Below are 25,588 nucleotides of genomic sequence, written 5' to 3' on the forward strand. Positions count from 1 at the left end.
GCCGCAGCGTCGGGCAGTCGAATGGTGCGCAGCCACATGCGCATCGACCGTGTCCGCACATGCCGGCGGCGGCGCCTGCGCGTGCAATGGCTTTCAACGCAGTGTGGCGTCGCCTGCCACCGGTCTGCATCCGTCCGCCTGCCACCCGTGCGATCGGTGCCGGGACAAGCTCTGCCTCAGACCTGCGCGGCAGGGCCGTTTTGCGATAGCGTTCGCACGACAGATAACGCAACAGCCGGAGGGGGCGACGATGCGTATCGGAATCGTGGTGGACAGCGCGTGCGACCTGCCGCAGGACTTCATCCAACGTCACAACGTCATCGTGCTGCCGATCAGCGTGCGCATCGGCAAGGCCGTGCTGGCCGATCACCGCGACGGAGAAGCCACGCTGAGCTTTCTGCAGGCGCACGTGGCCGAGCGCGGGCACGAAGCGGAAACCACGCCGTTTTCGGTCAACCAGATCCGCGACCTGTTCCTGCAACAACTGGTCATCGACTATGACCACGTGTTCTGCCTGACCATTTCCAAACTTCGCAGCCAGATCTTCGACAACGCAATGCAGGCCGGCTTCGCGATTCTCAACGACTACAAGCCGATTCGCGACGGCCTGATGACGCCAACGGTGTGCGTGGGCTACGGCGGCGAGCTGGCCGAGCTGCACGCCCTGCCCGGCTACGCCGCAGCCTGCCAGAGCCACGGCTTGGAACTCCTGGAGAGCGTGATGAGCCTGACCGGCATGCTTAACGTCGGCAAGGGCGCCTTGGCGGTCGGATTTGCTGCCGAGCCACACACGTTTTCGGCCTGAGACATGGCCAGGGTGTATGTCCTTGTCGCTCGCCAGACACATCGTCAATCCACCACGAAGTGGATTGCCGCATTCATGCCGCCAAGGGAGCGGCAAGTGGTAATGGCACTACACCGGGCAACTTGCTGATGGTTGGCTTGAACGAGGCGGAATCCAGGACAGATGGCTGCCGTCCACGGCGACAGCCACCCCGCGATGGACACAGCGAACGACCTGCTACAGATCGTAGGACAACACGTCCTCGAAACCGAACGTGTCGAAATTCTCGATGCGCGAGGGATACAGGCGACCGACCAGATGATCGTATTCGTGTTGCACAACGCGTGCGTGGAAGCCTTCGGCATCGCGCTCGATCAGGGTGCCGTCGGGCGCGAAGCCGCGGTAGCGAATGAAGCGATAGCGCGGAATGACTGCGCGCAGGCCGGGGATCGACAGGCAACCTTCCCAGCCGTTTTCCAGTTCTTCCGAGAGCGGTTCGATCTGCACATTGGCCAGGGCCGTGCGCGACACTGCGGGCGCTTCCGGATAGCGCTCGCTGGCCTCGAAACCGAACACCATTAATTGCAGATCCACCGCGATCTGCGGTGCTGCCAGACCGACGCCACGCGCAGTGTCCATGGTTTCGAACATATCGGCCACCAGCGTGTGCAACTCGGCGCTGCCCAGGTTGGTGACCGGTGGCGCCACGCGTAGCAGGCGCTTGTCGCCCATGCGGATAATTTCGCGAATCATGCGGGTGCTCCTGACGATCGTGGCGTGGATTCTAGAGCGGCTGACAACCGCTAGCGAGCAGGTGCAGGTGGTGCAAAAGGCACGCAGACGCTGCAGTCTACGAGCAGTCGCTGCCGCGGGTTGTGCATGCCGCCTCCGGGCAATGCGCGCGCCAGCGCGCGGTGCGTACAGTCGCCTTGCTCTGCTGCGCTCAGCAGGTGTGGTGCATACGGATGTGGGCGTGCAGCAGCATTGTTCATCGGCGCGCCATGGATAAGCGCACTGCGTCTATCGTCAGCGTTGCAGCCAGCATGACAACGCCAGGCCAGCTTCGCGCCGGTTGAACCGGTTGAAACATGTCAGCGGCCAAGGGGTTGACCGGCCTCGTCCAGCACGCGTTCGCCGTCTTCCTTGATGAAGCCGTGCGTGGCCGGCGGCAGCAGGTCCAGCACCAATTCGGAAGGGCGGCACAGGCGCGTGCCGCGCGCGGTCTGGACGAATGGGCGGTTGATCAGGATCGGATGGGCGAGCATCGCACTCAACAGTGCCGCATCGTCCAGGGCGGGATCGTCCAGTCCCAGTTCCAGGTAAGACGTGCCTTTCTGGCGAATGGCCTCGCGGACCGTGATGCCGGCAGCGGCGATGAGCGACTGCAACGTCTGGCGGCTTGGCGGATGCTGCAGGTAGTCGACGATCTGCGGTTCGACGCCGGTGTGGCGCATCAGGGCGAGGGTGTTGCGGGAGGTTCCGCAACCGGGATTGTGGTAGATGACGGCGTGCATGGTGGCCTGGCGTTGGGTTGGCTGCTGGTGTATGGCGGCGGCAACGGAGGTCCGAACGACGCCCAGGCCGGTCAGTGTACGAGTGGCGTCTGAAGATGCCGAGCGCCGGCCGCTTGGCCGTCGCGCCTTGGGAACTGAAGCGCCACAGCGCAAGCCTGTCGATGACTTTTTCAGGTTGCCGCTTCACATTCGACGGCGGATGTGTCAAAAGATTGACACGAATCACAGATTCATGACTCAGTCATGAACAGACTGAAATGGAAGGAATCTCCATAGCGCCGGTGTCAGCACGGCGTTTTTCCCCCTGTTGGACCCAAGGAAACCCCAACGATGATGAGCTTTCGCAAGCCCGGATGGATGCTGTCCGGTGTGTTGTGTGTCGCATGCCTGCCGGCGATTGCTGCAGCGCAGGAAGCAGCCACCAACAGTTCCAAGGTCGGTATCGACCCCACCACCGGCAAATTGCGCCCGCTGACCGACGCCGAAAGCGCGGCGCTGGATCAGCAGGCTGCAGCCGCCTCCGCAGCACGCAGCAGCGCTGCACGCACCTCGGTACCGCAGAACGAAGCGGCCGCACGCGCGACCGAGCGGCGCCTGCCCAACGGCACCGTGGCGCGCAAGTTGCCGGCCACCCAGATGAGTTCGCTAACGGCAACCCGCCAGGCCGATGGACGCATCGTCATCGAACACAGCAAAGACGCCGATACCACGCAACCCACCCACGCCGAGCACGGAGCGCTGCCGCATGAATAAGCCCTTGTTGCTGCTGTCCCTGGCCGTGGCGGCCGCGCTGGCACCGCTGCATGCCCCGGCAGCCAATGTCACGCTGATCAATGGCGATGCCGGTACCGTGGTCGGTCTGAACGACCCGACCGCTGCCGCACCGCTGGGCGGCAATCCGGGCCGCACGATCGGCGAGCAACGCCGCATCGCCTACCAGTACGTCATGGACCTGTGGGGCGCGGTGCTGCAGAGCAACGTCGAGATCAAGGTGTATGCCTCGTTCGCCCGGCTGACCTGTACCGCCACCGGCGGCACGCTGGGCCAGGCCGGCCCGAACTGGATCGTCAACAACTTCCCCGGCGCCAAAGCCAATACGCTGTATCCGTCCGCGCTGGGCGATGCGATCGCCTGGCAGGACCTGGTGCCGGATCCGGCCGATCCGGCCGACGTGTTTTCGCAGTTCAACGGCGACCTGGGCAAGGACGATTGCCTGGCCGGTTCGGGCTGGTATCTTGGGTCTGGACGGCAAGACGCCCGAAGGGCAGATCAACTTCCTCAACGTGGTGATGCATGAGATCGGCCACGGCCTGGGCGCGGCCGGCTTCCTCAACAAGACCACCGGCGTGCTGGGTTCGGGCAGCGGCCTGACCGACGTCTACACCTCGCAGGCCTACGACAACGTCCAGAACAAGCGCTTCGACGACCCCACCATGACCGACGCCCTGCGCGCAGAAGCGATGCGCACGCCCGGCCGCACGGTCTGGGCCGGCACGCGCGTGAACCGCGAGGCGGCGTTGATCCTGGATCAGCGCACGTTGCTGCGCGTGACCGCACCGGCCAGCGCTGCGGGCAAGTTCGAAGTGGGCTTTGCCAGCTTCGGGCCGCTGGCCACGGCGGCCAATTTCCCGGCGCGTTCGGTGGTGACGGTCAACGACGGCGTGGCAGCCGCATCGGCCAGCGATGGCTGCGAAACACCGTTCGTCAATGCTGCCGATGTGGCCGGCAAGGTGGCGCTGATCGACCGCGGCACCTGCGCGTTCGCGATCAAGGTGAAGAATGCGCAGCTCAACGGCGCGGTGGGCGTGATCTTCGCCAACAACACGGCCGGTGTGCAGACGATGGGCAATGCGGCACCGCCGATCACCGACATCACCATCCCCGCCATCATGGTCTCGCAAGCCGATGGCGCGCGTCTGAAGGGCAACACTGCGGTGGTCGCGGCGCTGTACGAAGATCCACAGCTGCTGCAGGGCACCGACAGCGCAGGTCGCACGCGGCTGTACTCGCCCAGCGTGGTGGCCGGTGGTTCGACGTTCTCGCACTTCGATACCGATCTGCAGCCCAATGCGTTGATGGAGCCGTTCGATACGCCGGAAGTGCAGGCGCACGTGAACATCGACCTGACCCCGGCGCTGTTTGCCGACATCGGTTGGACCTTGAACACCGGGCCGGCCAAGTTGGGTACCTGCAATACCCTGGTCCCGACGGTGGAGACCGGCGGCCTGATTCCGGGTGCGAACGTGTCTGCCGAAAGCAGCCTGTGCAAGACGCAGAACGTCGGCAACCGTCTGGGTTACCTGACCTGCATGGACGAACACGCGCGCGAGCTGCAGAGCCAGGGCGTGATCAACCGCGTGCAGCAGGCCGCGGTCTTTGTCTGTGCCACCAAGGTGCGTCCGTAAGCGAGCAACGCGTGATGTGCTGCGATGCGAACGGCGCCGGAAGGCGCCGTTCGTTTGTCTGCTCCTGCGTTATCGCGTGCAGGCCACGCGGTCCCTGCAGCGTGGCGACAATTCACACCACCTCGCAGGCGAGGATGCGAACCCCATGCACGCGCGGCATCACGCCGCCTGCGCGCATTCGCGGCGACGCACCAGGTTGCCGGCACATCAATGCTCGGCCGCATACGGCGAGGTCAGCACCTGCGGCGCACGCCCCAGCGCAGCGCCCAGGCGATCCATCACGAAACGCAAGTAAAGGTTGCTGCTGAACTGGTTGTAGTCGCGCGCGTTGTTGAACGTCAGCCGCCCGCCCAGGAACAGCTGCGGCGCCACCTGCCATTCGGCCGCACCACTGAGGTTGTAGGACATGCCGGTACGGCTTTCGCCCGCATACACCGGGTCGGTGTAGCGGTTGACCAAGGAAAGAGAAACACCACGCATCACACTCACGACTCCAGATCCACCGGGCGCCTCGGACGAAAGCCCTGCCGCGCGCTGTCCACGATATGCCCGCCCAGTCGCCCGAATCCGCGCGCACTGGCTTCCAACACCTGTCCCATCGAGCGCCAGAACGCATCGCGGTCGTGCTGGCCCCACTGCGACAGCCAGATGTCGGCGCGCGCGAAGATCGATGCCACCAGCCAGCGCGCCTGTTCCATCGACATCTGCGTGAACTGGATGCTGACCTGCCCATCGCGATCCTGGCGCACCACCGCCGGCAAGGTCGGCTCCACGCCGCGATGGCTCAGGCCGATCTGCACCGGCAAGCCCGGCTCGATCGGCTGCGGCTGCGGCTGCGGCTGCGGCTGCGGCTGCGGCTGCGGCTGCGCGAGCGTGATCGCCATGCCGCCCGTGGAAAAATTCACCGAGCGACTCGGCAGCACACCGCCATCGGGCAGATACAGGGTGACCGGCACATCCAGCGGCACACGGTGCGCGCTGCGCACCTGGCGCGTTTCGCTGGCGGTGGCAATCGTGGCGCCTAGCAGCACCATGTTGTAGAGCGTCCAGGCTAGGTTGAACCAGATGGTCTGCTGCTCGCCGCTGCCACCCACATAGATCAGCCGCAGCACACCGGCCACCACGCCCACCACGTTGAGCAACAACAGGAACAGATAGGGCTTGGCGATCTGCGCGTCGAAATAGCTGCGCGCCACAAGCCCACCCTTGGGCGTGACGTTGAACTTGCCGAGTTTGGGATTGAGCAAGGCCACCAGCGTGTGACGGAAGATGCACCAGGCCAGCGTGGTTTCGTAGACCTCGTTCCACAGCGGATGGCGAAAGCGGCTCTGCACGCGCAGGTTGGTCAGGTTGGCCTGCAAAATATGCGGCAAGGCGTAGGCCAGGATCATCAACGCCGAGGCCTGGATCACGTGCGCGCCGAAGAACAGATAGGCCAGCGGCGCAGTGAGATAGATGATGCGCGGCACGCCGTAGAAGAAGTGCAGCATCGCGTTGAGGTAGCACAGCCGCTGCGACAGGTTGAGCCCGCGCCCCAGCAAGGGGTTGTCGATGCGTGCGATCTGCGCCATGCCGCGCGCCCAGCGGATGCGATGCGCCACGTGGCCGGACAGGCTTTCGGTGGCCAGGCCCGCAGCCTGCGGCACGGCCAGGTAGGCGGTGCGGTAACCGCGGCGCTGCAGCTTCAGCGCGGTGTGCGCATCTTCGGTGACCGTTTCCACCGCCACGCCGCCCACTTCTTCCAGCGCGGTGCGCTTGATCACCGCACACGAGCCGCAGAAGAGCGTGGCATTCCACTGGTCGTTGCCATCCTGCAGCAGGCCGTAGAACAACTCGCCTTCGTTTGGCACCTTGCCGTGCGTGTCCAGGTTGCGTTCGAACGGGTCCGGCGAAAAGAAATAGTGCGGCATCTGCACCAGTGCCAGCTTGGTGTCGCACAGGAACCAGCCCATCGCCACCTGCAGAAAACTGCGGCTGGGAATGTGGTCGCAATCGAAGATGGCCACATAATCGCCGCTGCACTTCTTCAACGCGGCATTGATGTTGCCGGCCTTGGCATGCGCGTTGTTGGTGCGGTTGACGTAGTGGATGCCGACCTCGGCGCAGAACGCGCGAAACGCGTCGCGACGGCCGTCGTCCAGCAAGTGGATGGTGATCTTGCCGGCCGGCCAATCGATCACGCTGGCCGCCAGCACGGTGGTGCGCACCACCGACAGCGGCTCGTTGTAGGTAGGAATGAACACGTCCACGCTGGGCCACAGGCGCTGGTCGGCCGGCAGCGGCACCGGCTTGCGGTTGAGCGGCCACAGCACCTGGAAATAGCCCAGCACCAGGATCACGAAGGCATATAGCTCGGCGCCAAGCAGGCCCAGGCCGAGGATGAAATCCACCGCACTGCCCACGCCCATGGTCTGGGTCATGCGCCACCAGATGTAGCGGCACGACACCGCCAGCGACATCCCCATCATCATCAGGATGACCACCCGCCCGCCGCGATTGCGCACTGCCAGCGCCACCGCGAACAACACGCCGGGAAACACCAGCTACTGGGTCACATCCATCGGCACGGCCACCACGAACACCAGCAGCAACGCACCCAGCAACCACAGCGCCCAGGTCGCCAGCGTGGGCAGCGGTGATGCGGAACGGCGGCTGGCAGCGGTCATCAATCGTCCTTCAAGCATGGCGGCGTACGGCACAACAAGCGTCAAGCGCATCGGCGCCTACGGCAGGGAACAACGGGCAACAGATCAACGCGAGCGCAGGCGCTTGAGCGGGCTTTGCGCGCAGCTGCGCGCATCGGCCTGCAACAGGCACTGGAACAAGCGCTCCAACGGCGTCTGCGCGGGCCGATCGGCCGGCTGCACGCCGCGCGGCGCAGGTTCGTCGAGCTGCCGCAACTTGCGCAGCGGCACGAGCGCATCCGGCACCGGGTCTGCCGCCGTCACGACGGGTTGCAGCGAACGCTCTGGCACCGCTACGGCGACCGGCATGCCCAAGCTGGGCGTCGGCGCTGCAACTCCCCACCGGCGGCTGCACGGCATCGGGCGCACCGGAGATCGCTTCGATAGCTGCCGGCGCACCGGCCTGCATCTAGCCAGACGTGCGCGGCGACAGCTGGGTGTAAGCGAAATCGTGGTACCCCTGGCTCGCCGGCGTCCCAAGCGCGCGAACAGGCCCGACACATCGTCATGTTGGGTTGCGTCCTTGTCCTTCTTTGCTGTCATCACACTCTCCTTGCCCGATCAGACATGCTCATGCCGTGCGCGCCAACCCAGGCAGCGCAGATCGACGGTGTCGCTCGGCACGCGCTGCACCGCCAGACCTGCCAGCATCCCCAGTTGCTGGAACCACCCCTCGTACACACCCTGCAAGAACCCATCGCTCCACGCGGCGCCATTCAGCGCGACGCTCAACGGCGCGCCCGCGTGCCGGATCTGCACATGGTCGGTGTACTCCTCCAACACGCACTGGCCCCAGTCGCAGCGGTCCCAGACCGCATAGGCCGCGTGCTGCGCGTCATCCAGCATGGGGCAGGGCGCAAGCCGCTGTTCGCGTGCGAAGCGGTGCCCGATTCGCACCATCAACAGGGCCAGATCGTCCTCGGACAATTCGGCGCCAAACTCCTCGGCCATCGCGCGCACAAACCCCACCCATTGCCGGGAGCAACTGCGTGTGCGGTATAGCGGCAACGGGTCGAGTGCGCTCATTCAACAGACTTCGCAAGGAAAAGGGCCGTCACATGCGACGCGTGCATCCGATGTGATGCATGTGTGATGAAATGTTGGCGGCCGCCATCCTCAAATCGAGAGATGCATCTCACTTTTCCGGGCATTCCCCGACAGCGTGTAGCGAATTTCTATAGTGGGTGCTCATCCCCGCCAGTCAGTCCCCTGCGGTCTCGCCCCGATCGATCAACCTTCCGCCATCGGCGGCAGTCCGAACACGTCGCGCAGATAGCGCAGGTACCCGATGTCCTCGCACATGCTCTTGCCGGGCGAGTCGCTGAGCTTGGCCACCGGCTGGCCATTGCAGCGGACCATCTTGATCACGATCTGCAGCGGCGTCGGCCCCAGATCGTTGGTGAGGCTGGTGCCAACCCCGAAGGCCAGCCGGCAGCGCGTGTGGAAGTGCTGGTACAGCCGCATCACCTTGTCGATATTGAGGCCGTCGCTGAACACCAGCACCTTGGTCCGGGGATCGACGCGGTGCGCTTCCAGATGCGCGGTGACGCGCTCGCCCCATTCGAACGGGTCGCCGGAATCGTGGCGCATGCCATCGAACAACTTGCAGAAATACAGATCGAAATCGCGCAGGAACGCATCCAGCCCGACCACGTCCGACAACGCGATGCCCAGATCGCCACGGTATTCGCGCGCCCACGATTCCAGCGCCGCCACCTGCGAATCGCGCAGCCGCGGCCCCAGCGCCTGGAACGCCTGCAGATACTCGTGTGCCATGGTGCCCAGCGGGGTCAGCCCGTACTGCTTGGCGAAATACACGTTGCTGGTGCCCACGAACTGCTCGCCCAGGCCATCGCGCAGCAGCGGCAGCAACTCGCCATGCCATTGCCGCGAGTAGCGCCGCCGGGTGCCGTAATCGGCAATCTTGCAGCCGGCCGGCATGCTGCGCAGGCTCGCCACCTTCTCGCGCAGGCGGGTGCGGCCCTCTTCGAAATCCGGCTCGGAGGTATTGCGAAACCACACCTCGTTGATGATCGCCAGCAGCGGCACCTCGAACAGGATGGTGTGCAGCCACGGGCCGCGGATGGTCAGCTCGATCTCGCCCGGATGGGTGGCCGATGCGGTCAGGCTCAGATACTTGCGATCCAGATGGAACAGCGCCAGGAAGTCGGCAAAGTCCGGCTTGATGAAGCGCAGGCTGCGCAGGTAATCCACTTCGTCATCGCGCAGCCGCAACCGGCACAGCGCATCTATCTCGCGCGAGAGCTCATCGATGAACTGGGCCAGGTCCACGCCGGGGGTGCGGCATTTGAAGCGGTAATCCACCTGCGCTGCCGGGTGCTGGTGCAGCACTGCCTGCATCATGGTGAATTTGTACAGGTCGGTGTCGAGCAGCGAATGGATGATCATGCCGCCGGATTATGCCCTTAGCGGCGATGGCGGCGCGTGCAGTGCGCAAGCCCCACGTGGCGACGCACCGCAGCTGTGCTGTCAGGCACGAAGCGGCGATCGCCAAGGTGGGTCAGCGAGCCTCAAGCAGTGCTGCGGCATAGTCGACAGCGGAAGACAGGCAACGTGATCGCCAGTGCGCACAGCCGCCCCCGCCTGCCGCGCAGCATAGGCGCATACCATGGGCGTGCAGCAGCGATTTAGGGCGACCGACAACCAAAGCGAGCCGGCATCACATGGCGTGAACGGCGCCAGATGCCCAAGCGTGCGAGCGGTATCTGGCGATCCCGGGCATTGGCCGCGCCCCGCCATTGCAGCGAACGCAGCTGTTCGCGAGTCGCCCTCAGCGCGCCAGCACCTGCTGCGCCGGCTTGCCCTGCACGGTGAAGTCGCTGTCGCCCGGGCCGCCGGCCTTGGGGTCGGTATACCAGCACCACAGCGCAATGCCTTCCACGCCATGCGCCTGCAGTACCTTGCGCCACTGCTGCAGCACCTGCAGCTGCAGGTGCGTATCGACGGCGCCCGTGCGCTGCTCCGGACTTTCCCACGGCGCGGCCAGACTACCGCGCGCCGAACGCAACCCCAGCTCGGCCACCCACACCGGCTTGCCCACGCGCTGACCCAACTGCTGCAGGCGTTGTGCCGCAGCGGTCATTTCAGCGCTGCGTACATCGGCAGCTTCGGACAGGCGCGGATACAGGCTGGTGCCCACCGCATCGAACAACGACCAGTAACGGAAGCGCTCGGCATGCTCCATGCCGTCGGCCACATACAACAGTTTTCCGTGGTAGACCTTGCGCACTGCCGCGACCAACGCCGGCCATTGCGGCGCGTCCTGCAACTTGCGCAACTCGGTGCCGATCACCAGCGCTTCGGCGTGTTCGTCCTGGGCCAGCTTGGCCAACGGCAACAATGCATGCTGGTAGGCCGCAAACCAGGCCGCCGGGTCGGTGGGCGCGGCATCGCCGGCCCAGTGCCCCGGAATCCAGACATGCACCTTGAGCGTCGGCTGCAAACCGGCCTGCAGGCTTTGCCGCAACGCCGCACGCATGGCCTCCACACTGCTGTCGCTGCCCAGCACCGGGTCATTGGACTGCGGGTTGGCCTGCCACACGAACGCCACCAGCAACGCCTTGCTGGCACCGGTCTTGGCCAATGCGTCCAGCGCCTGCGCTGCAGCCTGGCTTTCCCACGGGGCGTTGGCGGACACCTTGACGTTGGCGCCCATCCAGGTCGGCGCGGCGGCATTGCAGCCGTTTGCCAGCAGACACACGCCGATCAACGTTGCGACGCTTAGAACGCGCTTGAACATGCTGCAGATACTTCGGTATTGGGCGGCGCCGCGTGCCGGGAGCACGCCGTCGCACGCAAGGATGCATTGTTCTTGTCCTGCGGGACCACCGTGACCGCTGCCGGGTTGGCCGGCTGGGCAGTGTCGGCAGATGCCGTTGCCGCCGGGACCACCGCAGCGCTCTCGGCCATCGCCGACTGCATCACACCAGCATCATGCGTGGCGGGAGCGGCCGCCGCAAGCACTGGCAGCGCTACCGGCGTCGTCATGACAACGGCCTCGCCCTGCATCAACGCCTGTTCGTCGGTCGCTGCGGCACGCATCCAGCTGCCCCACCCCTGCGGTTGCGCCCAGACCGCACCGAGCAGACCCAGCACCAGCAACCCGGCCGCCTGGCCGCGTTGGTCGGCGTGCAGCGCACGCAGCAACAGCGCCGCCGGTACCCACAACAGCAGCAGGGCATCGAAGCCAGCCCAGCCGAACGCGAACGACAACGCGGCCGCGCAGATCACGGTGCCGGCACTGGCCACCACGCCACGCGCCAACGCACCGCCGCGCGTACGCGCCACCAGCGCAAGCACCGGGAAGCACACCACGGCCGCCACACCCCAGCGCACCGCCGGCAACCAGCCGTCGGCATGGCCGGCCAGGGGCAGCGGCAACGGGTGCGAGGCCTGCGCGATGCTGGACAGCGTCGGCCACGGCGCATTGAATACGACCAGATTGACGTAGGCCCACATGCCGACCAGGAACGCGAACGGCAGATAGCACACCAGGTAGAACGAGCCCGGCGCCTTGCGCAGCATCTGCGGCGGCATGACCAGCAGCAGCCACGGCGCGACCATGGTCGACAGCGCCAGCGTCTGCAGATCCAGGCACAGCAAAATGCACAGCCAACCGGCAATGCGCAGGTAGGTGAAGGCTTCCACCGGCGCCTGCAAGCGCCGCAAGGTGCGGCACAAACCATAGAAGGCCAGCAACCCCACTGCCTGGCTGCCGCCGGCAGCGATCGGCAGCAGGAACAGCGGGTTGCAGCCCACCAGCAGCGTCAGAGCGCTGGCCCAGCCGCGCCCGAACACGCCAGCCAGATCGCGCCACAGCAGCGACAGGAACAGTGCGTTCGCAGCCACCGCGACACAAGGCCAGACCTGGAACGGCAGATTCCAGCGATGCAAGGTGAGATCGACCGCCCACGCCAACAGCCCGGTCGCCGGCACGCCGATGCCTGGCGCAAGCGCGGGCGCCGTGGCCACCGACTGCACCAGCAACGGCTGGCTCAGCAGCGACAGTGCCACCACGGCGATGAGGAACGCCGGCAGCCCGCTCTCGCGACGCTGCGCAACCGGCTCACTCTTCGAGTGCGGCGCGGCGTTCGTTTTCCGAATGCTTGCTGATGCCATGCGTGGTCTTCTCCCAATAGAACGGATTGTGGATCAGCTGCCAGAGACCCTTGTAGGCGGCGATCGATTGCAACGCCCAATAGAACGGCACCGTCAGTGCGTACGGCGCCAGCTTGAAGTAGTCGCGCTTGAACGCTGCAACCAGCGTGATGTAGATGAAGAACGCATTGGCCAGCAGCAGATTGACCAGCGAGACTGTCGCCAGCCACGGCGGGAAGAAGCGCTCGAACATCGTGGTGCCCGTCAACGCCCACGCCGCGTACAAGGCCCATAGCACCGGCACGCCCAATGCGGTGAAGAAACCGCCGCCGATGAAGAACTGAAACCCCCAAAATCCCTTGAAGCCGGTACTGCGATACAGATGCACGGGGTCGCGCATATGCACCAGCCAGGTCTGCATATAGCCCTTGAGCCAGCGCGAACGCTGCCGGATCCAGTTGGGAATGCTGACGTTGGCTTCTTCGAAGGTGGTGGAGTTGACCACGTTGACGCGATACCCGTTCTGGATCAGCCGCACGCCCAAATCGGCGTCTTCAGTCACGTTGTACGGGTCCCAGGCGCGCACCTGGCGCAACACGTCCAGACGGAAGTGATTGGAGGTGCCACCCAACGGAATCGGAATACGCAGGTATTCCAGTGCCGGCAGGTAGAAGTCGAACCAGAGCGTGTATTCCAGCGTGAACATCCGCGTCAGCCAGTTTTCGTCGGCGTTGTAGTAGTTCAGCCGCGCCTGGATGCACACCACATCCTTCTCGGCCTTGCGGAATGCCGCCACCACGCGCTTGAGCTGGTCCGGCTCGGGCTTGTCTTCGGCGTCGTAGATGGTGAGCAGCTCGCCACGCGCAAAATGCAGTGCGTAGTTGCAGGCCTTGGGCTTGGTCTTGGGCTGCGACGGCGGCACCCGGATGATTTCGAAGAACGCTTCCAGGCCGAGTTTCTTGGCCGCTTCGATGGTGTCCAGGTCGTCCGCTTCCAGCACCAGCTTTACGTCCAGCTTGCTGATCGGGTAATCCAGCTTGCGCAGCGCGTTGGCCAGAATCGGCAGGACTTCCGGCTCCTTGTACATCGGCACCAGCACGGTATAGACCGGCAGGTCGTCGTCGCGCAGCGCGGCAACTTCGTCTTCGGTGACCTTTATGTCGATGCGATGGCGCGAGCCGAACCACACCAGCAGCAGCTTCAACCCGAAGGTGGCCAGAAAGCCCAGCGCCACCAGCACGTTGACGGCAATCAAGGCCGGCACCGGGAACAGCACCAACGTCACCAGCATCACCGCCGCCAGCGCCCACAACGCGAACTTCTGCCCGCGTGTGATGACCTGGCGTGCCGAATACGTCGGCGCATGCGCCGCGAGCAGGTTCAGCGCGTTGTCGGTGAGCTGCTCGTCGGCATAGCGCTGCAGGCTCCAGATGATGTCGAACTTTGCGGTCCCGACAAAGCGCACGTCTTCGCCGTAATGGGCACGTGCCCAGGCGAACAAGGCCGGATCCGGATCGGCCACCGCCAGCACCAGCACGCCGTCTTCGCGCCGCCACGGCAACACCAGCCGTTGCGCGTAGCTATCCAGATCGCCGGGGGTAAGCAGCGCAGGATCCGGCGGCTGCTGCACCAGATCGATGAATTGCAGCCCGAAGTGCGCGGCGACGATGGCGTAGAAGCGCTGCGCCGGCACGCCGCGCTGGGCCAGGATCACATCGCCTAGGCGCGAATTCCAGCGTTGCTGCAACGCCAGCGCCGAGCGCAGCTGCTCATCGGTGATGACGCCTGCCGACACCAGCGCACGACCCAGCAGACAGCGTTCGCGGCCGATGTCCGGTGCTTGTCCCAGCGCGTCCGTTTCGCAGGTGACCGTCATGTGCGGCCCCTTAGAAACGCCACCAGGCGGCCACGAATGGCCCCCCTGCGGCACCTGTATTGCGGCCCATCACCGGCTGCTGATACCCCACCTGCCATTGGCTGCCACCCGGCGCCGTATACAGCGTGGACAACTGCACCTTGGTGAGGTCGTAGTTGGTGCCGGTGGCGACGAAGCCCACGCTGCCACCGCTACCGGCAACATCGAAGTTGCCACGCCCGTTGCCCAACCTCTGGATCACGTTGAGCTCGCACAACAGCAGCCAACTCGGGGTCAGACTCAGACCAGTGGACGCGTCCACCCGCAATTCGTCGGACGCCGCACTTCCGCGCAGGCGGACCGCGCCACCCAGATCCACGTAGCCGTTGCGGCCGCCCAGCGTGTAACCGCGGCCGCGGCTGTAGCGCAGCTCCAGGCCATAGTCGCCGAGGCCAAGCGCAGGGTCGGAATTGGCGGAAGGATTGTTCGGGTGGTAGGTATTGCTGCGCCCATACGCGGGGATGCTCACCAAGGCCTGCACGGCACTGCGCCACACATCGTTCTGCGCGCTCGGCAGCGCATAGCGCAAGCCGATTTCCTGATCGGCAAAACCGGTGGTCGTGATTTGCTGACGGCCGTTGACGGCATCGTGGTTGCTGAAACCCACGTCGTTGAAATAGAAGTTGCCGATGAAGCTGAGCTTGTCGGTCAGACCGTGCTCGACGTAGACGTTGAGCTGGTCCTGACGGCTGCGGCCATTGCCGTCGAACTGCTGGCCGTCGCCGAAGGTCGTGCGGTGATGGCTGTCGTCGAACCACCCACGGCCATCGCTATGCAGCGCCTTGACGATCACCAGGGTGTCGCCCTGCGGCTGGGTCCACGCACCGGCCAACGCGGTGCCCGGCAATGCGGACAGCACACAGCTCAGTGCAAGCGCCGATGCCAGGACCGACAGCGCACGCGGTTGGGTTGGATTGGAATGACACGGCAAGGCAATCGAACTGGACTGCAGCGGGGTAGCGCACGACCGACGTAGCCGCCTTTGCGGGTCGTTCTGTAAAGACATTGCACGATTCCTGATGGGGGACCCGGAAGGGACAGGAAGCTAGGGTTGATCACACTTCGGGCCGAAACGTATCACAGTTACGCCCGGCGACCCATCACAGATTTATCACAGCTTTAACGCGATCCAACTCATTTGTTTTGTAACAAACGTGGCACCTGCGCGGCTGCGTGGATCCAGATCGCAAGCCACACGCCAAGCCGCGTCAGCAGCCCGCGTTGATCAGCCTCGAATTTACGAAAATAGCGCCACAATCCACGATGTTTGTGCCACTCCACGAAGAACGGCCGCGCGCGGCTGGAAACGCCGCGCACGTGTAGCACCTGCAGATCATTGGCCACCGCCACCAGGGCACCGACCTGGCGGGCGCGCCGGCACAGGTCCAGGTCTTCAGCATGCAGCCGGTAACCGCCGTCCCAGCCGTCCAGCCGGTCGAACAGACTGCGCTGCATGAGCATCAACGCGCCGGAGATGGCATCCACCGGCTGCAGGGCCCGCGACGGATCGGCCGGCACCGCCAGATTGGCGGCGGCACGCGGCGCGCGCAGCATCGCGGCAAAGTCCGGGTCGCGGCGGCGCACGGCCGCATCCGGGCGCCCCCGCTCATCCACCTGCTCCACCCCCAACAGCACCGCCGGATGCCCCGCTGCCCGGTCGTACAGCTGCAGCAAGGTATCGCGCGCGACCATCAGGTCCGGGTTGATGAAGACCAGCCAGGGTGCCTGCGAATCGCGCGCGCCCTGGTTGCAGGCAGTCGCAAAACCAGGGTTATCGGGATTGGCGATGAAATGCAGCCGCGCATCGGCCAAGGCATGACGCTGCACCACTTCCAGGGTGTCGTCGCTGGAAGCGTTGTCGACCACCCGGATTTCGCTGATGCCGTCGGCCGCGCGCAATCGCGACAGGCACGCATCGATGGTGCTGCTGCTTTCATAGGTAACGACGACGGCGGCGATCTGGACGGGAGTCATCCGGCCATTATCCGGTGCCGGAGCGGCGCGGCGCCATCTTGCGTCGGCCGATGCTCGCTGCGCGACAGGCGCAGCCGCGGCTGCATTGCGTCGACATCCGGACGCGGTTGGAGCTGCGCCACGCTTCCGCCTGCACACAGTGCCCGGCGCAAACACGCCTTGCAGCATGGCGACCCATCGCCGCAAGGCGCATACTGCGCGCCCGGAGCCGCACGCGGTGTCCGTTGCCACACTTTGTGCGACCGGCAAACCGACTGCGCAGCCAGGCAAGCGCGGGTAGCACTCGATACATGTACCAGGCGTACATCCGCGTCGGAGCGCGTCGCCCGCATGCACCTGATCGCCAGCTGGGTTGCGGCTGCCTTTGGTGCACTCCCACACCTGATTGTTGAGATGACAGTTAGCGGCCTTGCGGTTTCGCGCTGCCCTTTCATTAACTTGCATCGCCGCGACCTGATGGCCGATGCGATGCGACAACGGCCCGGCAGCGCCGTTCTTGTTCTTGACGGCGCGCGCGCCGCGTCCGCCGCTTTACTGCTGAGCACTTGGTCTATACCACTCACCGACGCGGCATGGTTGCTGCGCCTGTCGGCAGTCAGGCCATGAACGTGCCGCACCAGGTCCATGGCATGAGCCTGGAACTGGCATTGCCGGACTGGCCAGTCCTGACCAACGATGAAATCCATCGCGTGCTGCAGCGGTTTGCGGCGGTGGGCCACCCCACTGCGGTGCGCTGGCATAGCGCGCGCCCGTTCTCGGCAGCGGCCTGCGTGGACACTGCAAGTGGCCCGGTCATCGTCAAACGCCACCACCGCAGCGTGCGCAGCGTCGCCGCGCTGCGCGAGGAACACAGCTTTATGGCCCATCTGCGCTGGGCCGGTGCGCCGGTGGTGGAGGTGGTGCACGACGCCCAGGGCCGCACTGCGCTGGCGCACGAGGAGTGGGTGTACGAAGTGCAGCGGGGCGGCGTGGGGCGCGACCTCTACCGCGATGCATTGTCGTGGACACCGTTCAACGACGTTGCGCATGCGCGGGCGGCCGGCGCTGCGTTGGCGCAACTGCATCACGCGGCCCAGGGCTTCGATGCGCCGGCACGCTCCACCAGCGTACTGGTCGCCAATCTGCGATTGTTTGCGCAGCCAGACCCGCTACAGGCGTTGCACGATGCCTTGCCAACGCGGCCGCACCTGGCAGCAGCCCTGCGGGACCGCCCGTGGCAAGACGATCTGGCCACCCACCTGCTGCCGTGGCATGCGCAGGCGTGGCCGCTGCTGTCCGCGCCGGACGCGCTGCCGCCGCTGTGGACCCACGGCGACTGGCATGCCTCCAACCTGCTGTGGGACACCAACGACGGAGCCACCCGCGTCAGCGCCATCTTCGATTTCGGATTGAGCGATTGCAGCAGCGCGCTGTTCGATCTGGCCACCGCGATCGAACGCAACCTCATCCCCTGGTTGCAACTGGACACCGACACGCGCGCGCAGGCCGAGCTCGACCAGCTCGACGCGCTGCTGGAGGGCTACGCGCAGCATCGTCCACTAGATGCCGACCAGGTGCGTCGCCTGGCCGCACTGCTGCCGATCGTGCATGCTGACTTCGCCTTGAGCGAAATGGAATATTTCGCCGGCATTACGCGTTCGTCCGCCAATGCCGACATCGCCTATCACCGCTATCTGCTCGGCCACACGGACTGGTTTGCCAGCGCCGATGGTCAGCACCTGCTCGAGCATCTGCATGCGCGTGCATCCCAGCTGCCGTGAGCACCTTCCTTTCCCTGTCGAGTCTTGCCCAATGCCCGTTGACTTCCCCCTGCTCTCCCGCTGCCCGCTCGCGCTTGCACTGGCGTTGTGCTGCGCCCCTGCACTAGCGCAGCAACAACCCGGCGCCGATGCGGTCGAACTGGATGCGGTCAACGTGCGTGGCGAGCGCGTGGAGACCAGCACGGCGTTGAGCGGATTTGGCACCACCCGGCTGCTGGATGCCCCCGCCTCGATCGCGGTCATCGATCGTGCGCAACTGCTCGATCGTCAGGCGCGCGTCCTCAGTGAGGTATTGCGCGCCGATGCCTCCGCCGGCGATGCGTATGCGCCGATCGGCTATTACGAAAACTTCGTGGTGCGCGGCTATTCGCTCAATGCCGCCAACAGCTACCGCATCAACGGCATGAGCGCGGTGGGCGAACAATCGATCGCACTGGAAAACAAGCAGCATGTGCAACTGCTCAAGGGTCTGGCCGGGCTGCAGTCGGGCGTCAACGAACCGGCGGGGTTGATCGACTACCGCACCAAGCGGCCCGAGCACGTGCGCAGCGTGACCCTGGGCACCGACGAACAAGGTTCGCGCTATGTCGCCGCCGATCTGGGCGACTGGTTCGGTGCCGAACGCACGCTGGGGTTACGCGTCAACGCCGCACGCGAAGACATCGACAGCTATGTCGATCACGCCGACGGTTACCGCAACTTCCAGTCGCTGGCCGGCGACTGGAAGATCACCCCACAAGCGCTGCTGCAGCTGGACGTGGAGTATCAGCATCGGCAACAGCGCTCGGTGCCCGGCTATCAACTGCTGGGCGGCACGCAGGTGCCGCGCGACATCGATGTACACCGCCTGCTCGGCTACCAACCGTGGGCGCGGCCGGTGGAAATGGATTCGCTCAACGCGCAGCTGCGTTATGCCTACCAGTTCAACGACGACTGGCGCGCCACCGCCGAAGCATCGCGCAGCCGCTCGAAGATCAACGATTTCTCTGCATTCGCCTGGGACTGCTACGGCGCGGCGAGCTGCACCGACATCGCCACGCCGAACTTCTTCAGCGCGCAGGGCGAGTACGACATCTACGACTACCGCAGTCCCGACGACACCCGCGTGCACGATCAGTTGCGTGCCACGCTCGAAGGCCATGTCGCTACCGGCGCGCTGGAGCATCACCTGAGCATCGGCGGCGCGTGGCTGCGCCGCACCATCGATCGTTTTGGTTCGGTCAACGAATTCGTCGGCAGCGGCCGCATCGATCGCGACCCGGAGGTCTTTGCGCAGACGGATGTTGCGCTGGATCCCAAGCAGCGCCGTCTGGACAGCCGCCAGCGTGCCCTGGTCATGGCCGACCGGATCGGCCTGGGTGCGCAGTGGGAACTGTCGCTTGGTGCGCGCTACGTGCAACTGGACGAACGCAGCTTCGATCGCGACGGCCTGCTGGAACGCCGCACCCGCAAAGACACGGTGCTGCCGCAGGCAGCGCTGTTGTTCAAGCCGCAGCAGAACATGTCGCTGTATGCCAGCTATGCCAAGAGCTTGGCGGCCGGCGGCACGGCGCCGTGGTTTGCCGATAACGCCGACGAGATCCTGCCGCCCACCAATGCGTATCAGCTGGAAACCGGCGCAAAGATCGACCTGCAGGGCCTGCGCCTGGGCGCGGCACTGTTCGATATCCGCCAGACTTATCAGTTCCCCCAACCGCAGGCCGATGGCGGTCTGCTCTATGTGCAGCAGGGCCGCCTGCATAACCGCGGCCTGGAGCTGTCTGCCGACGGCGCAGCGACCCGGCAGCTGCGCCTGTTCGCCAGCGTCGCGGCCATCCGCTCGCGCGCGGAAGACACCGACATCGCAGAGTACGAAGGCCATCAGGCGATCAACGTGCCCAAGCTGCGCGCCAGCGTGCAGGCCGATTACAGCGTGCCCGGCATCGATGGTCTGGCACTGCTGGCCGGCGTGCAATACAGCGGGCGCAAGTTTGCCGACCGTCTCGGCAACGCCAGCGTGCCGACCTACACCGTGGCCAACCTGGGTGCCCGCTATGCCACTGCGCTGGGCGGGCTGGCGACCACGTGGCGTTTGAACGTGGATAACGTGTTCGACAAGCGCTATTGGCGCGATTCCGGCGAATATCAGGGCGATGCGTATCTATTCCCGGGCGCACCACGTACCGCGCGCCTGACGGTGCAGGTGGATTTCTAAGGCCTGCGCCCCATCCGCCCTTCGGGCACCTTCCGCCGCAAGTGGGGGAGGACGTCGAAGCGACATCACCGGGGTTGAGCGGTTTCAGGCACCGACTGAAGGCAGCAGCAGCTTCGTCAGCCGTGGGGGCGCTGTCGCGTTTCCATCGCACGCAGACTCGGGGCATCGCGCAGCATCCACTTACGACTGCCACACGATTCGCACAAGCTGCACCTCTCCCCCGCCATCCACTTTCCATCAGGCAGTACATGTCGTTGCTCGAATCCATTGCTGTGCTGATCAACCTGCTTGGCGTGTGGCTCACCGCGCGGCGCATTCGCTGGTGCTGGCCGGTGGGCATCGTGGCGGTGGCGCTGTACGCGTGGCTGTTCTACCAGTGGAAGCTGTACTCGGACATGCTGCTGCAAGAGGTCTACGTGCTGACCCAGCTCTACGGATGGTGGCACTGGCAACGCGGAACCGCTGCAGACGTGCCAATACGCCCACTGCCGATGCCGGCGGCGGAACGCTGGCTCTCGCTGGGCATCGGCGCGGCCTTCACTGCTGCACTGGGCGCCTATATGCATTTCCGCACCGATGCAGTACTGCCGTGGCTGGACGCGGCGCTGGCCAGTTTCAGCCTGGTGGCCAGCGTGTGGGCAGCACGCAAGCGCATCGCCAACTGGGTGTTGTGGATCGTGCTCGACTGCGTCTATGTCGGCGTCTTCATCAGTAAGGGGCTGTACCCCACTGCCGTGCTCTACGCAGGCTTCGTGGCGCTTGCGGTGTACGGCTGGCACAGCTGGAAAACCCAACAGAACCAGAACCCTGCTGTCGCACGCTAGGCCGGTCGCGGTTTGCGCGCGCGTTCTTCTTTACCATCGCAACATGCACGCCTTCCACCTCATCAGCTTGATCACGCCCTGCGTCTTCCGTCTGCGGTTCGCCGCATGAGCGTGTCGCGTCAACACGCCATCACCGAAGCGATCTCCGCACAAATTTCAGCCGGCGAATGGGGGCCGGATCAACGCCTGCCGGTAGAACGCGCATTGGCCGAGCGGTTTGCCTGCACCCGCATCACGCTGCGCGAAGCGTTGCAGCAGCTTGAAGCTGAAGGCCGCATCTACCGCGAGAACCGTCGCGGCTGGTTCGTCAGCGCGCCGCGCGTGCGCTACGACCCCACCAGCATCGCCAGTTTCATGCAGTACGTGGCAGCGCAAGGGCGCAAGCCGCGCACCGAATTATTGAGCGCCACCCGGCAGGTCGCGGGCGCGGCATACGCTGCGGCATTGCGACTGGATAGCCCGTACGACGAGGTGTTCGTGCTGCAACGTCGACGCTGGATCGACCGCCGCGCCGTGCTGCTGGAAACCAACGTCGTGCTCGCAGCCTGGGCGCCGGGCCTGCTCGAACATGATCTGGCCGGGTCGCTGTCGAGCGTGCTCAACCAGCGGCTTGGCCTGTTCCTGAGCCGCGCGCAGCTGTCGATGCATCCAGCCGGATTGGACGCGACACAGGCGATGCTGCTGCAGTCCACTCCCGGCACGCCGTGTTTTCGGCTGCAGCGGATCAGCTTCGACGAAGACGGCCGCGCGGTGAAACTGGATATCGAATCCTGGCGTCACGACGCACTGGATGTGGTGGTGCGGACCGACGCACCGACGCGGTCTGCTTTTTAGGGCCGGGAATTGGGAATTGGGAAAAGCATGCGCTGCTATCGGCGGTGTTGCATGTGTCTTGGTAATTGTGGTCTTGCAGCTGACACCCCGCGGCAAGCAGCGCAAATGCGGATCGCTGCGCCGTCTGCTGTACCGGGCAGCAGCTGCGTGCGCTGACCACTGCGCGATGGTTTTGCCCTTGAATCTTCTTCCGTGATCGCGACGTCTCGTCCGTCATCGCGACGTCGCTGCGCCACCGCCGGCATGCGTGGAAGGCGTTGTTTGCGGACGGCTAGGCGTCGAACAGCATGCGTTGCGGGTCCGGTGGCGGGAGGTCCGTCAGCAGGTGAGTCAGCTGATCGCGCTGGGCACATAGCGGGTCGTGCATCAGGAAGTTGGCCAGGCGAGCGTGCCAGGCCGGCCAACGCGTGGCCAGTGCATCCATGTCGCCATCGGCCGGGCCGCCTTCGTGCGGGGAGGCGACGAAGGAGGTATCGCACAGCCCAGGCCGCCCATGCGCAGGCTCAGATCCACCAGCGCGGCGTACCACGAACCGTAACTGCTGGCATCCAGGCCACCGGCCTTGCGCCGCGCCGTTCCGCGCAACAGCACCGCGTGCCCGATCGCCGACGGCAGTTCCGGGTGCAGCGGCGGCATCGCGGCACAGGCTGCTGCAAGCCGCTCGGGTGCGTCCGGCATCGGGTTGAGTTCGCCCAGCCGCGGCCAGCTGCAGGCTTCGCCCACATTGCTCCATGGCGTGGCAGTGGCGATCGCGGCATCGCGTGCAAAACACGCGGTCAGTTGCCGCAACCACCCGGGTAACGGACAAGCATCCAACCCCAGCACCACCACGTCGGCATCGCCGCAGGCGCCGAGCATCTCGTCCAGATGCGCCACCTCGCCCAGCATGCGCTGGCGGCGGGTGTAATGCGCCTGCAATTGCGTGCGCGCCAGCCAATGTTCGATCACTGCGCGCCCACGCGGGCCGGCCTGCGCATCATCGGCCAGCCAGACGCGTGTTCCTGCAGGCGTTGCCGCATCCAGCGCGCCCAGACACGCATCCAGCGCCTCGTCGTCAGTGCCCACCGGCACCAGCACGACCGGCAGCGCTGCACTCATTGTGGTTTCTGGCTGGGTTTCAGTGGTTCCATGGCCTTGAATTTCTGGCCGTATTCGTCGGTGAGATTGCGCGCTTCCTGCGGGTTGCGCACGATCGACGGGGTGATCAAGACGATCACTTCGCGGCGGTTGTTAGTACGGCTCTTGTTGCCGAACAGCGCACCGACCACCGGCAACTTGCTCAGGAACGGCACGCCATTGCTTCCGTTGGTGGTGCTGTCGTCGATCAAGCCGGCCAGCATGATGGTGTCGCCGCTCTGTACCGCGGCTTCGGTCTTGACCCGGCGGGTGTTGATGTCGACGTTACATGCCGCCGCGTTGATGGTGGCAGTTGCAGACAAGCACGCGGTCGGTCGATCGCCCGGGCTGCTGACCTCCTGCACGATATCCAGGAACACCATGCCGTCCTTGGTGACGCGCGGGCGCACCTTGAGAATCACACCGGTATCGACGTACTGCACCGACGAATAGCTACTATCCACGCCGATACCGGTATTGATCGAGGTGGAGTTGATGGCGATGCGCGAGCCCACGTTGAGCGTGGCCTCGGCATTGTTGCGCACGAACACCGACGGGGTCTGCAGCAGACGCACATCGGTCACTTTATCGAGTGCATTGATGATTGCCGCGGCATTTTTCCCCAGAAACGTCCACTGCGCACCTCCCAGATCGGTGACCTTGCCGGCGATATCGCCCCAGATATTGCGGCCCGCAGCCGATGGCAGGGCAGGTCCGCCACTGCCATCGGCATTAAACGGTGTTGTCACCGCATTCTCGAAGTACCAGTTCACGCCATAACTCAGCTCACCGGTCAGATTCACCTCGGCCACCTGCGCTTCGATATGCACCTGCATCGGCATCACGTCGAGCTTCTCGATGACATCGCGGATCGAGCTCCAGGCCTGCGGCGTGGAGCGCACCAGCAAGGTATTGGTCTCGGCCACTGCCGATACACCTACCTTGTCGCCGGCCACTTCCAGCGTCACTGCGCCGTTGCCGTTGCTGCGCGGCGACAGCTGCAGGCTGCCGTTGCCGAGCCCGCCGCCACTGCTGCCACCGGTGCCGCTGCTGCCGAACTCACCGCCCACCGTGCCGCTGCTGCCCCCACTTTCGCCGATGCTGCCGCCGGTCATGCCGGAGCTGCCGGCCATGCTGCTGTCGCGATTGCCGAGCGCGCCGCCAAGCACGCTGGTTTCCGAACCCGGCGCCAGCGATGCGTTGGAATCGCCACCGTTGCTGCGGCCACCGAACACTTCAGAAAGACGATCGGCCAGGTCCTTTGCCTTGATGTACTTCAGCTCGTACGAGAACAGCCGTACGCCGCCACCGGCGCTGTCGATGCGGTCCAGCCACTGCTGGATCTGGTCCAGATAGCGCGGCTGCGGGGTGATCACCAGCACTGCATTGGCGTTTTCCAGCGGCATGAAACGGAACATGCCGGCGCTGGGCGTCTTGCTCTGTTCGCCGAACACCTTTTCCAGGTCCGCGCTGACTTTTTCGGCCTTGCCGGACTGGATCGGGAACACGCCCACCGACATGCCCGACAACCAGTCCACGTCGAAGATCTGCACGGTGCGCAGGTAGTTTTCCAGCTCGGCACGGGTACCGCCCAGGGTGATGACGTTGCGCGCCGGGTCGGTGCCGACGATGGCGTTCGGGCGCGCGTAGGGCTCGAGCACCTTTTTCATCTCGCTGGCCGAGATGTACTTCAAGGGCACCACGCGCACTTCGAAACCACGCGCGGCCGACGGCGATGCAGTGCTGGGCGCGACGGTGCCGGCCAGCGCCTGGTCGGCCGGTACGATGTTGTAGCGGCCACCGCTGAACACCATGCGGGCGTTGTTCCAGCCCAGCACCATTTCCAGCAGGTTCAAGGCCTGCGCCGGCGAGACCGGATTGGGCGTGGCCAGGGTCACGGTGCCCTGCACGCCGGGCGCGATGACGTAGTTCTGGCCGAGCATGTCGCCCAGGATCGCCTTGACCACCGCCTGCACCGATTCGCCTTCGAAGTTGAAGGTGGCGCTGCCGCTGCTGGCCATGCCCAGCGTGGGCGCCGGCGCGGACGCGGCGCTCTGGTTGATCATGGTGCCGCTGCCGCGGCGGATCACCGGGCTGGGCTTGGCGTTGGCAGTGCCGTCGGCGCGTTGCTCGGCGGTGGTCTGGGTGGCGCCGGCGGCGCCGACTTGCGGATCCAGGCGCGCGTCGCGGCGCACGTCCGGTGGCGGAGTGGTGGCGCAACCGGCCAGCAGGCCAATCAGCAGGGACACGGGAAACAGGCGCGGCGTCATGCGTTCACTCATTGGGTCTGACCGGGGGTAGAGCCGCTCTGGCGCTGCTGTTGCAGCTGGCGGCGTCGGGCTTCGATGCGTTCGCGGATGGCACGCATCTGATCGTCGGAGGGGCGTGGGGCTTCCTGCGCGCCATCGCTGCGCTGCGGCGGCACGGTTGGCGGTGCTTGCCCGCCTTGCTGTTGCTGTTGCTGTT

The 25,588-nt window shown here is 65.3% G+C and carries 16 protein-coding genes and 7 pseudogenes; 8 read left to right on the plus strand and 15 right to left on the minus strand.

The features are described from left to right. The first annotated feature begins 250 nt into the window (after positions 1-250). Entirely contained in the window at positions 251-805 is a 555-nt protein-coding gene (locus tag XAXN_RS05130) for a DegV family protein (protein WP_054318753.1), read from the plus strand. Positions 806-1,021: 216 nt separating this feature from the next. Here the strand turns inward: XAXN_RS05130 and def are convergent, their stop codons facing one another. Next, entirely contained in the window at positions 1,022-1,537 is a 516-nt protein-coding gene (gene def / locus XAXN_RS05135) for a peptide deformylase (protein ID WP_054318754.1), read from the minus strand. 338 nt (positions 1,538-1,875) lie between these two features. Further along, positions 1,876-2,298, minus strand: a complete 423-nt coding sequence (gene arsC / locus XAXN_RS05145; protein ID WP_054318756.1) for an arsenate reductase (glutaredoxin) — start codon at positions 2,296-2,298, stop codon at positions 1,876-1,878. A 330-nt stretch (positions 2,299-2,628) separates the two neighbouring features. On the opposite strand from arsC, the gene XAXN_RS05150 reads away from it, so the two are divergent. Continuing rightward, positions 2,629-3,051 (plus strand): post-PEP-CTERM-1 domain-containing protein, encoded by a 423-nt coding sequence (locus XAXN_RS05150; protein ID WP_054318757.1) that lies wholly within the window; start codon positions 2,629-2,631, stop codon positions 3,049-3,051. Further along, positions 3,044-4,703 (plus strand): annotated as a pseudogene (locus tag XAXN_RS05155) (PA domain-containing protein). The gene XAXN_RS05150 and the pseudogene XAXN_RS05155 overlap by 8 nt, the downstream one beginning before the upstream one ends. A 207-nt stretch (positions 4,704-4,910) precedes the next feature. On the opposite strand, the pseudogene XAXN_RS05160 reads toward XAXN_RS05155, so the two are convergent. The 10 genes and pseudogenes from XAXN_RS05160 to XAXN_RS05205 form a co-directional block, all read right to left on the minus strand. Then, positions 4,911-5,168: pseudogene (locus XAXN_RS05160) on the minus strand (cellulose synthase subunit BcsC-related outer membrane protein); the annotation flags it as partial. A gap of 20 nt (positions 5,169-5,188) precedes the next feature. Then, positions 5,189-7,369 (minus strand): annotated as a pseudogene (gene bcsA, locus XAXN_RS05165) (UDP-forming cellulose synthase catalytic subunit). Positions 7,370-7,453: 84 nt separating this feature from the next. After that, positions 7,454-7,930, minus strand: a pseudogene (locus tag XAXN_RS05170) (hypothetical protein). 28 nt (positions 7,931-7,958) lie between these two features. After that, positions 7,959-8,413 (minus strand): annotated as a pseudogene (gene bcsD, locus XAXN_RS05175) (cellulose biosynthesis protein BcsD). A gap of 204 nt (positions 8,414-8,617) precedes the next feature. Continuing rightward, positions 8,618-9,796, minus strand: coding sequence for a nicotinate phosphoribosyltransferase (gene pncB / locus XAXN_RS05180; RefSeq protein WP_054318759.1), 1,179 nt, complete (start codon positions 9,794-9,796; stop codon positions 8,618-8,620). A 382-nt stretch (positions 9,797-10,178) separates the two neighbouring features. Then, complete coding sequence (locus XAXN_RS05185; RefSeq protein ID WP_054318760.1) at positions 10,179-11,147, minus strand: glycoside hydrolase family 113; 969 nt, start codon at positions 11,145-11,147, stop codon at positions 10,179-10,181. Next, the gene (locus XAXN_RS05190) at positions 11,129-12,424 is read right to left on the minus strand and encodes a hypothetical protein (protein ID WP_054318761.1); all 1,296 of its coding nucleotides are present in this window, start codon (positions 12,422-12,424) and stop codon (positions 11,129-11,131) included. Before XAXN_RS05190 ends, XAXN_RS05185 begins: the two co-directional genes overlap by 19 nt. 49 nt (positions 12,425-12,473) lie before the next feature. After that, a complete protein-coding gene (locus tag XAXN_RS05195) occupies positions 12,474-14,381 on the minus strand; it encodes a glycosyltransferase family 2 protein (protein ID WP_054318762.1) in 1,908 nt (635 codons plus the stop codon). Positions 14,382-14,391: 10 nt separating this feature from the next. Further along, on the minus strand, positions 14,392-15,426 hold the full coding sequence (locus XAXN_RS05200; protein ID WP_054318763.1) for a hypothetical protein: 1,035 nt from the start codon (positions 15,424-15,426) through the stop codon (positions 14,392-14,394). A 128-nt stretch (positions 15,427-15,554) separates the two neighbouring features. Further along, a complete protein-coding gene (locus tag XAXN_RS05205) occupies positions 15,555-16,394 on the minus strand; it encodes a glycosyltransferase family 2 protein (RefSeq protein WP_054318764.1) in 840 nt (279 codons plus the stop codon). 330 nt (positions 16,395-16,724) lie between these two features. Between XAXN_RS05205 and XAXN_RS05210 the strand changes: the two genes are divergently transcribed. The 5 genes from XAXN_RS05210 to XAXN_RS05230 all read left to right on the plus strand — a co-directional run bounded on the left by XAXN_RS05210 (position 16,725) and on the right by XAXN_RS05230 (position 22,006). Further along, a complete protein-coding gene (locus tag XAXN_RS05210; RefSeq protein WP_054318765.1) occupies positions 16,725-17,000 on the plus strand; it encodes a hypothetical protein in 276 nt (91 codons plus the stop codon). Next, positions 16,997-18,154, plus strand: a complete 1,158-nt coding sequence (locus XAXN_RS05215) for a phosphotransferase enzyme family protein (protein ID WP_054318766.1) — start codon at positions 16,997-16,999, stop codon at positions 18,152-18,154. The genes XAXN_RS05210 and XAXN_RS05215 overlap by 4 nt, the downstream gene beginning before the upstream one ends. A gap of 31 nt (positions 18,155-18,185) precedes the next feature. Next, positions 18,186-20,348, plus strand: coding sequence for a TonB-dependent receptor (locus tag XAXN_RS05220; RefSeq protein ID WP_054318767.1), 2,163 nt, complete (start codon positions 18,186-18,188; stop codon positions 20,346-20,348). 248 nt (positions 20,349-20,596) lie between these two features. Then, positions 20,597-21,172 (plus strand): nicotinamide riboside transporter PnuC, encoded by a 576-nt coding sequence (gene pnuC, locus XAXN_RS05225; protein WP_054318768.1) that lies wholly within the window; start codon positions 20,597-20,599, stop codon positions 21,170-21,172. A gap of 105 nt (positions 21,173-21,277) precedes the next feature. Then, positions 21,278-22,006: a UTRA domain-containing protein gene (locus XAXN_RS05230; protein WP_054318769.1), complete on the plus strand. Its 729-nt coding sequence runs from the start codon at positions 21,278-21,280 to the stop codon at positions 22,004-22,006. A gap of 271 nt (positions 22,007-22,277) precedes the next feature. Here XAXN_RS05230 and XAXN_RS05235 read toward each other — a convergent pair. The 3 genes and pseudogenes from XAXN_RS05235 to XAXN_RS05245 form a co-directional block, all read right to left on the minus strand. Then, positions 22,278-23,104: pseudogene (locus tag XAXN_RS05235) on the minus strand (glycosyltransferase family 2 protein). Beyond that, a complete protein-coding gene (gspD, locus tag XAXN_RS05240) occupies positions 23,101-25,404 on the minus strand; it encodes a type II secretion system secretin GspD (RefSeq protein WP_054318770.1) in 2,304 nt (767 codons plus the stop codon). The pseudogene XAXN_RS05235 and the gene gspD overlap by 4 nt, the downstream one beginning before the upstream one ends. Then, positions 25,401-25,588: pseudogene (locus XAXN_RS05245) on the minus strand (type II secretion system protein XpsN); the annotation flags it as partial. The gene gspD and the pseudogene XAXN_RS05245, both read right to left, overlap by 4 nt.

Origin of the sequence: Xanthomonas axonopodis (assembly GCF_001304695.1) — a bacterium.
GTDB classification, from domain to species: domain Bacteria; phylum Pseudomonadota; class Gammaproteobacteria; order Xanthomonadales; family Xanthomonadaceae; genus Xanthomonas; species Xanthomonas axonopodis.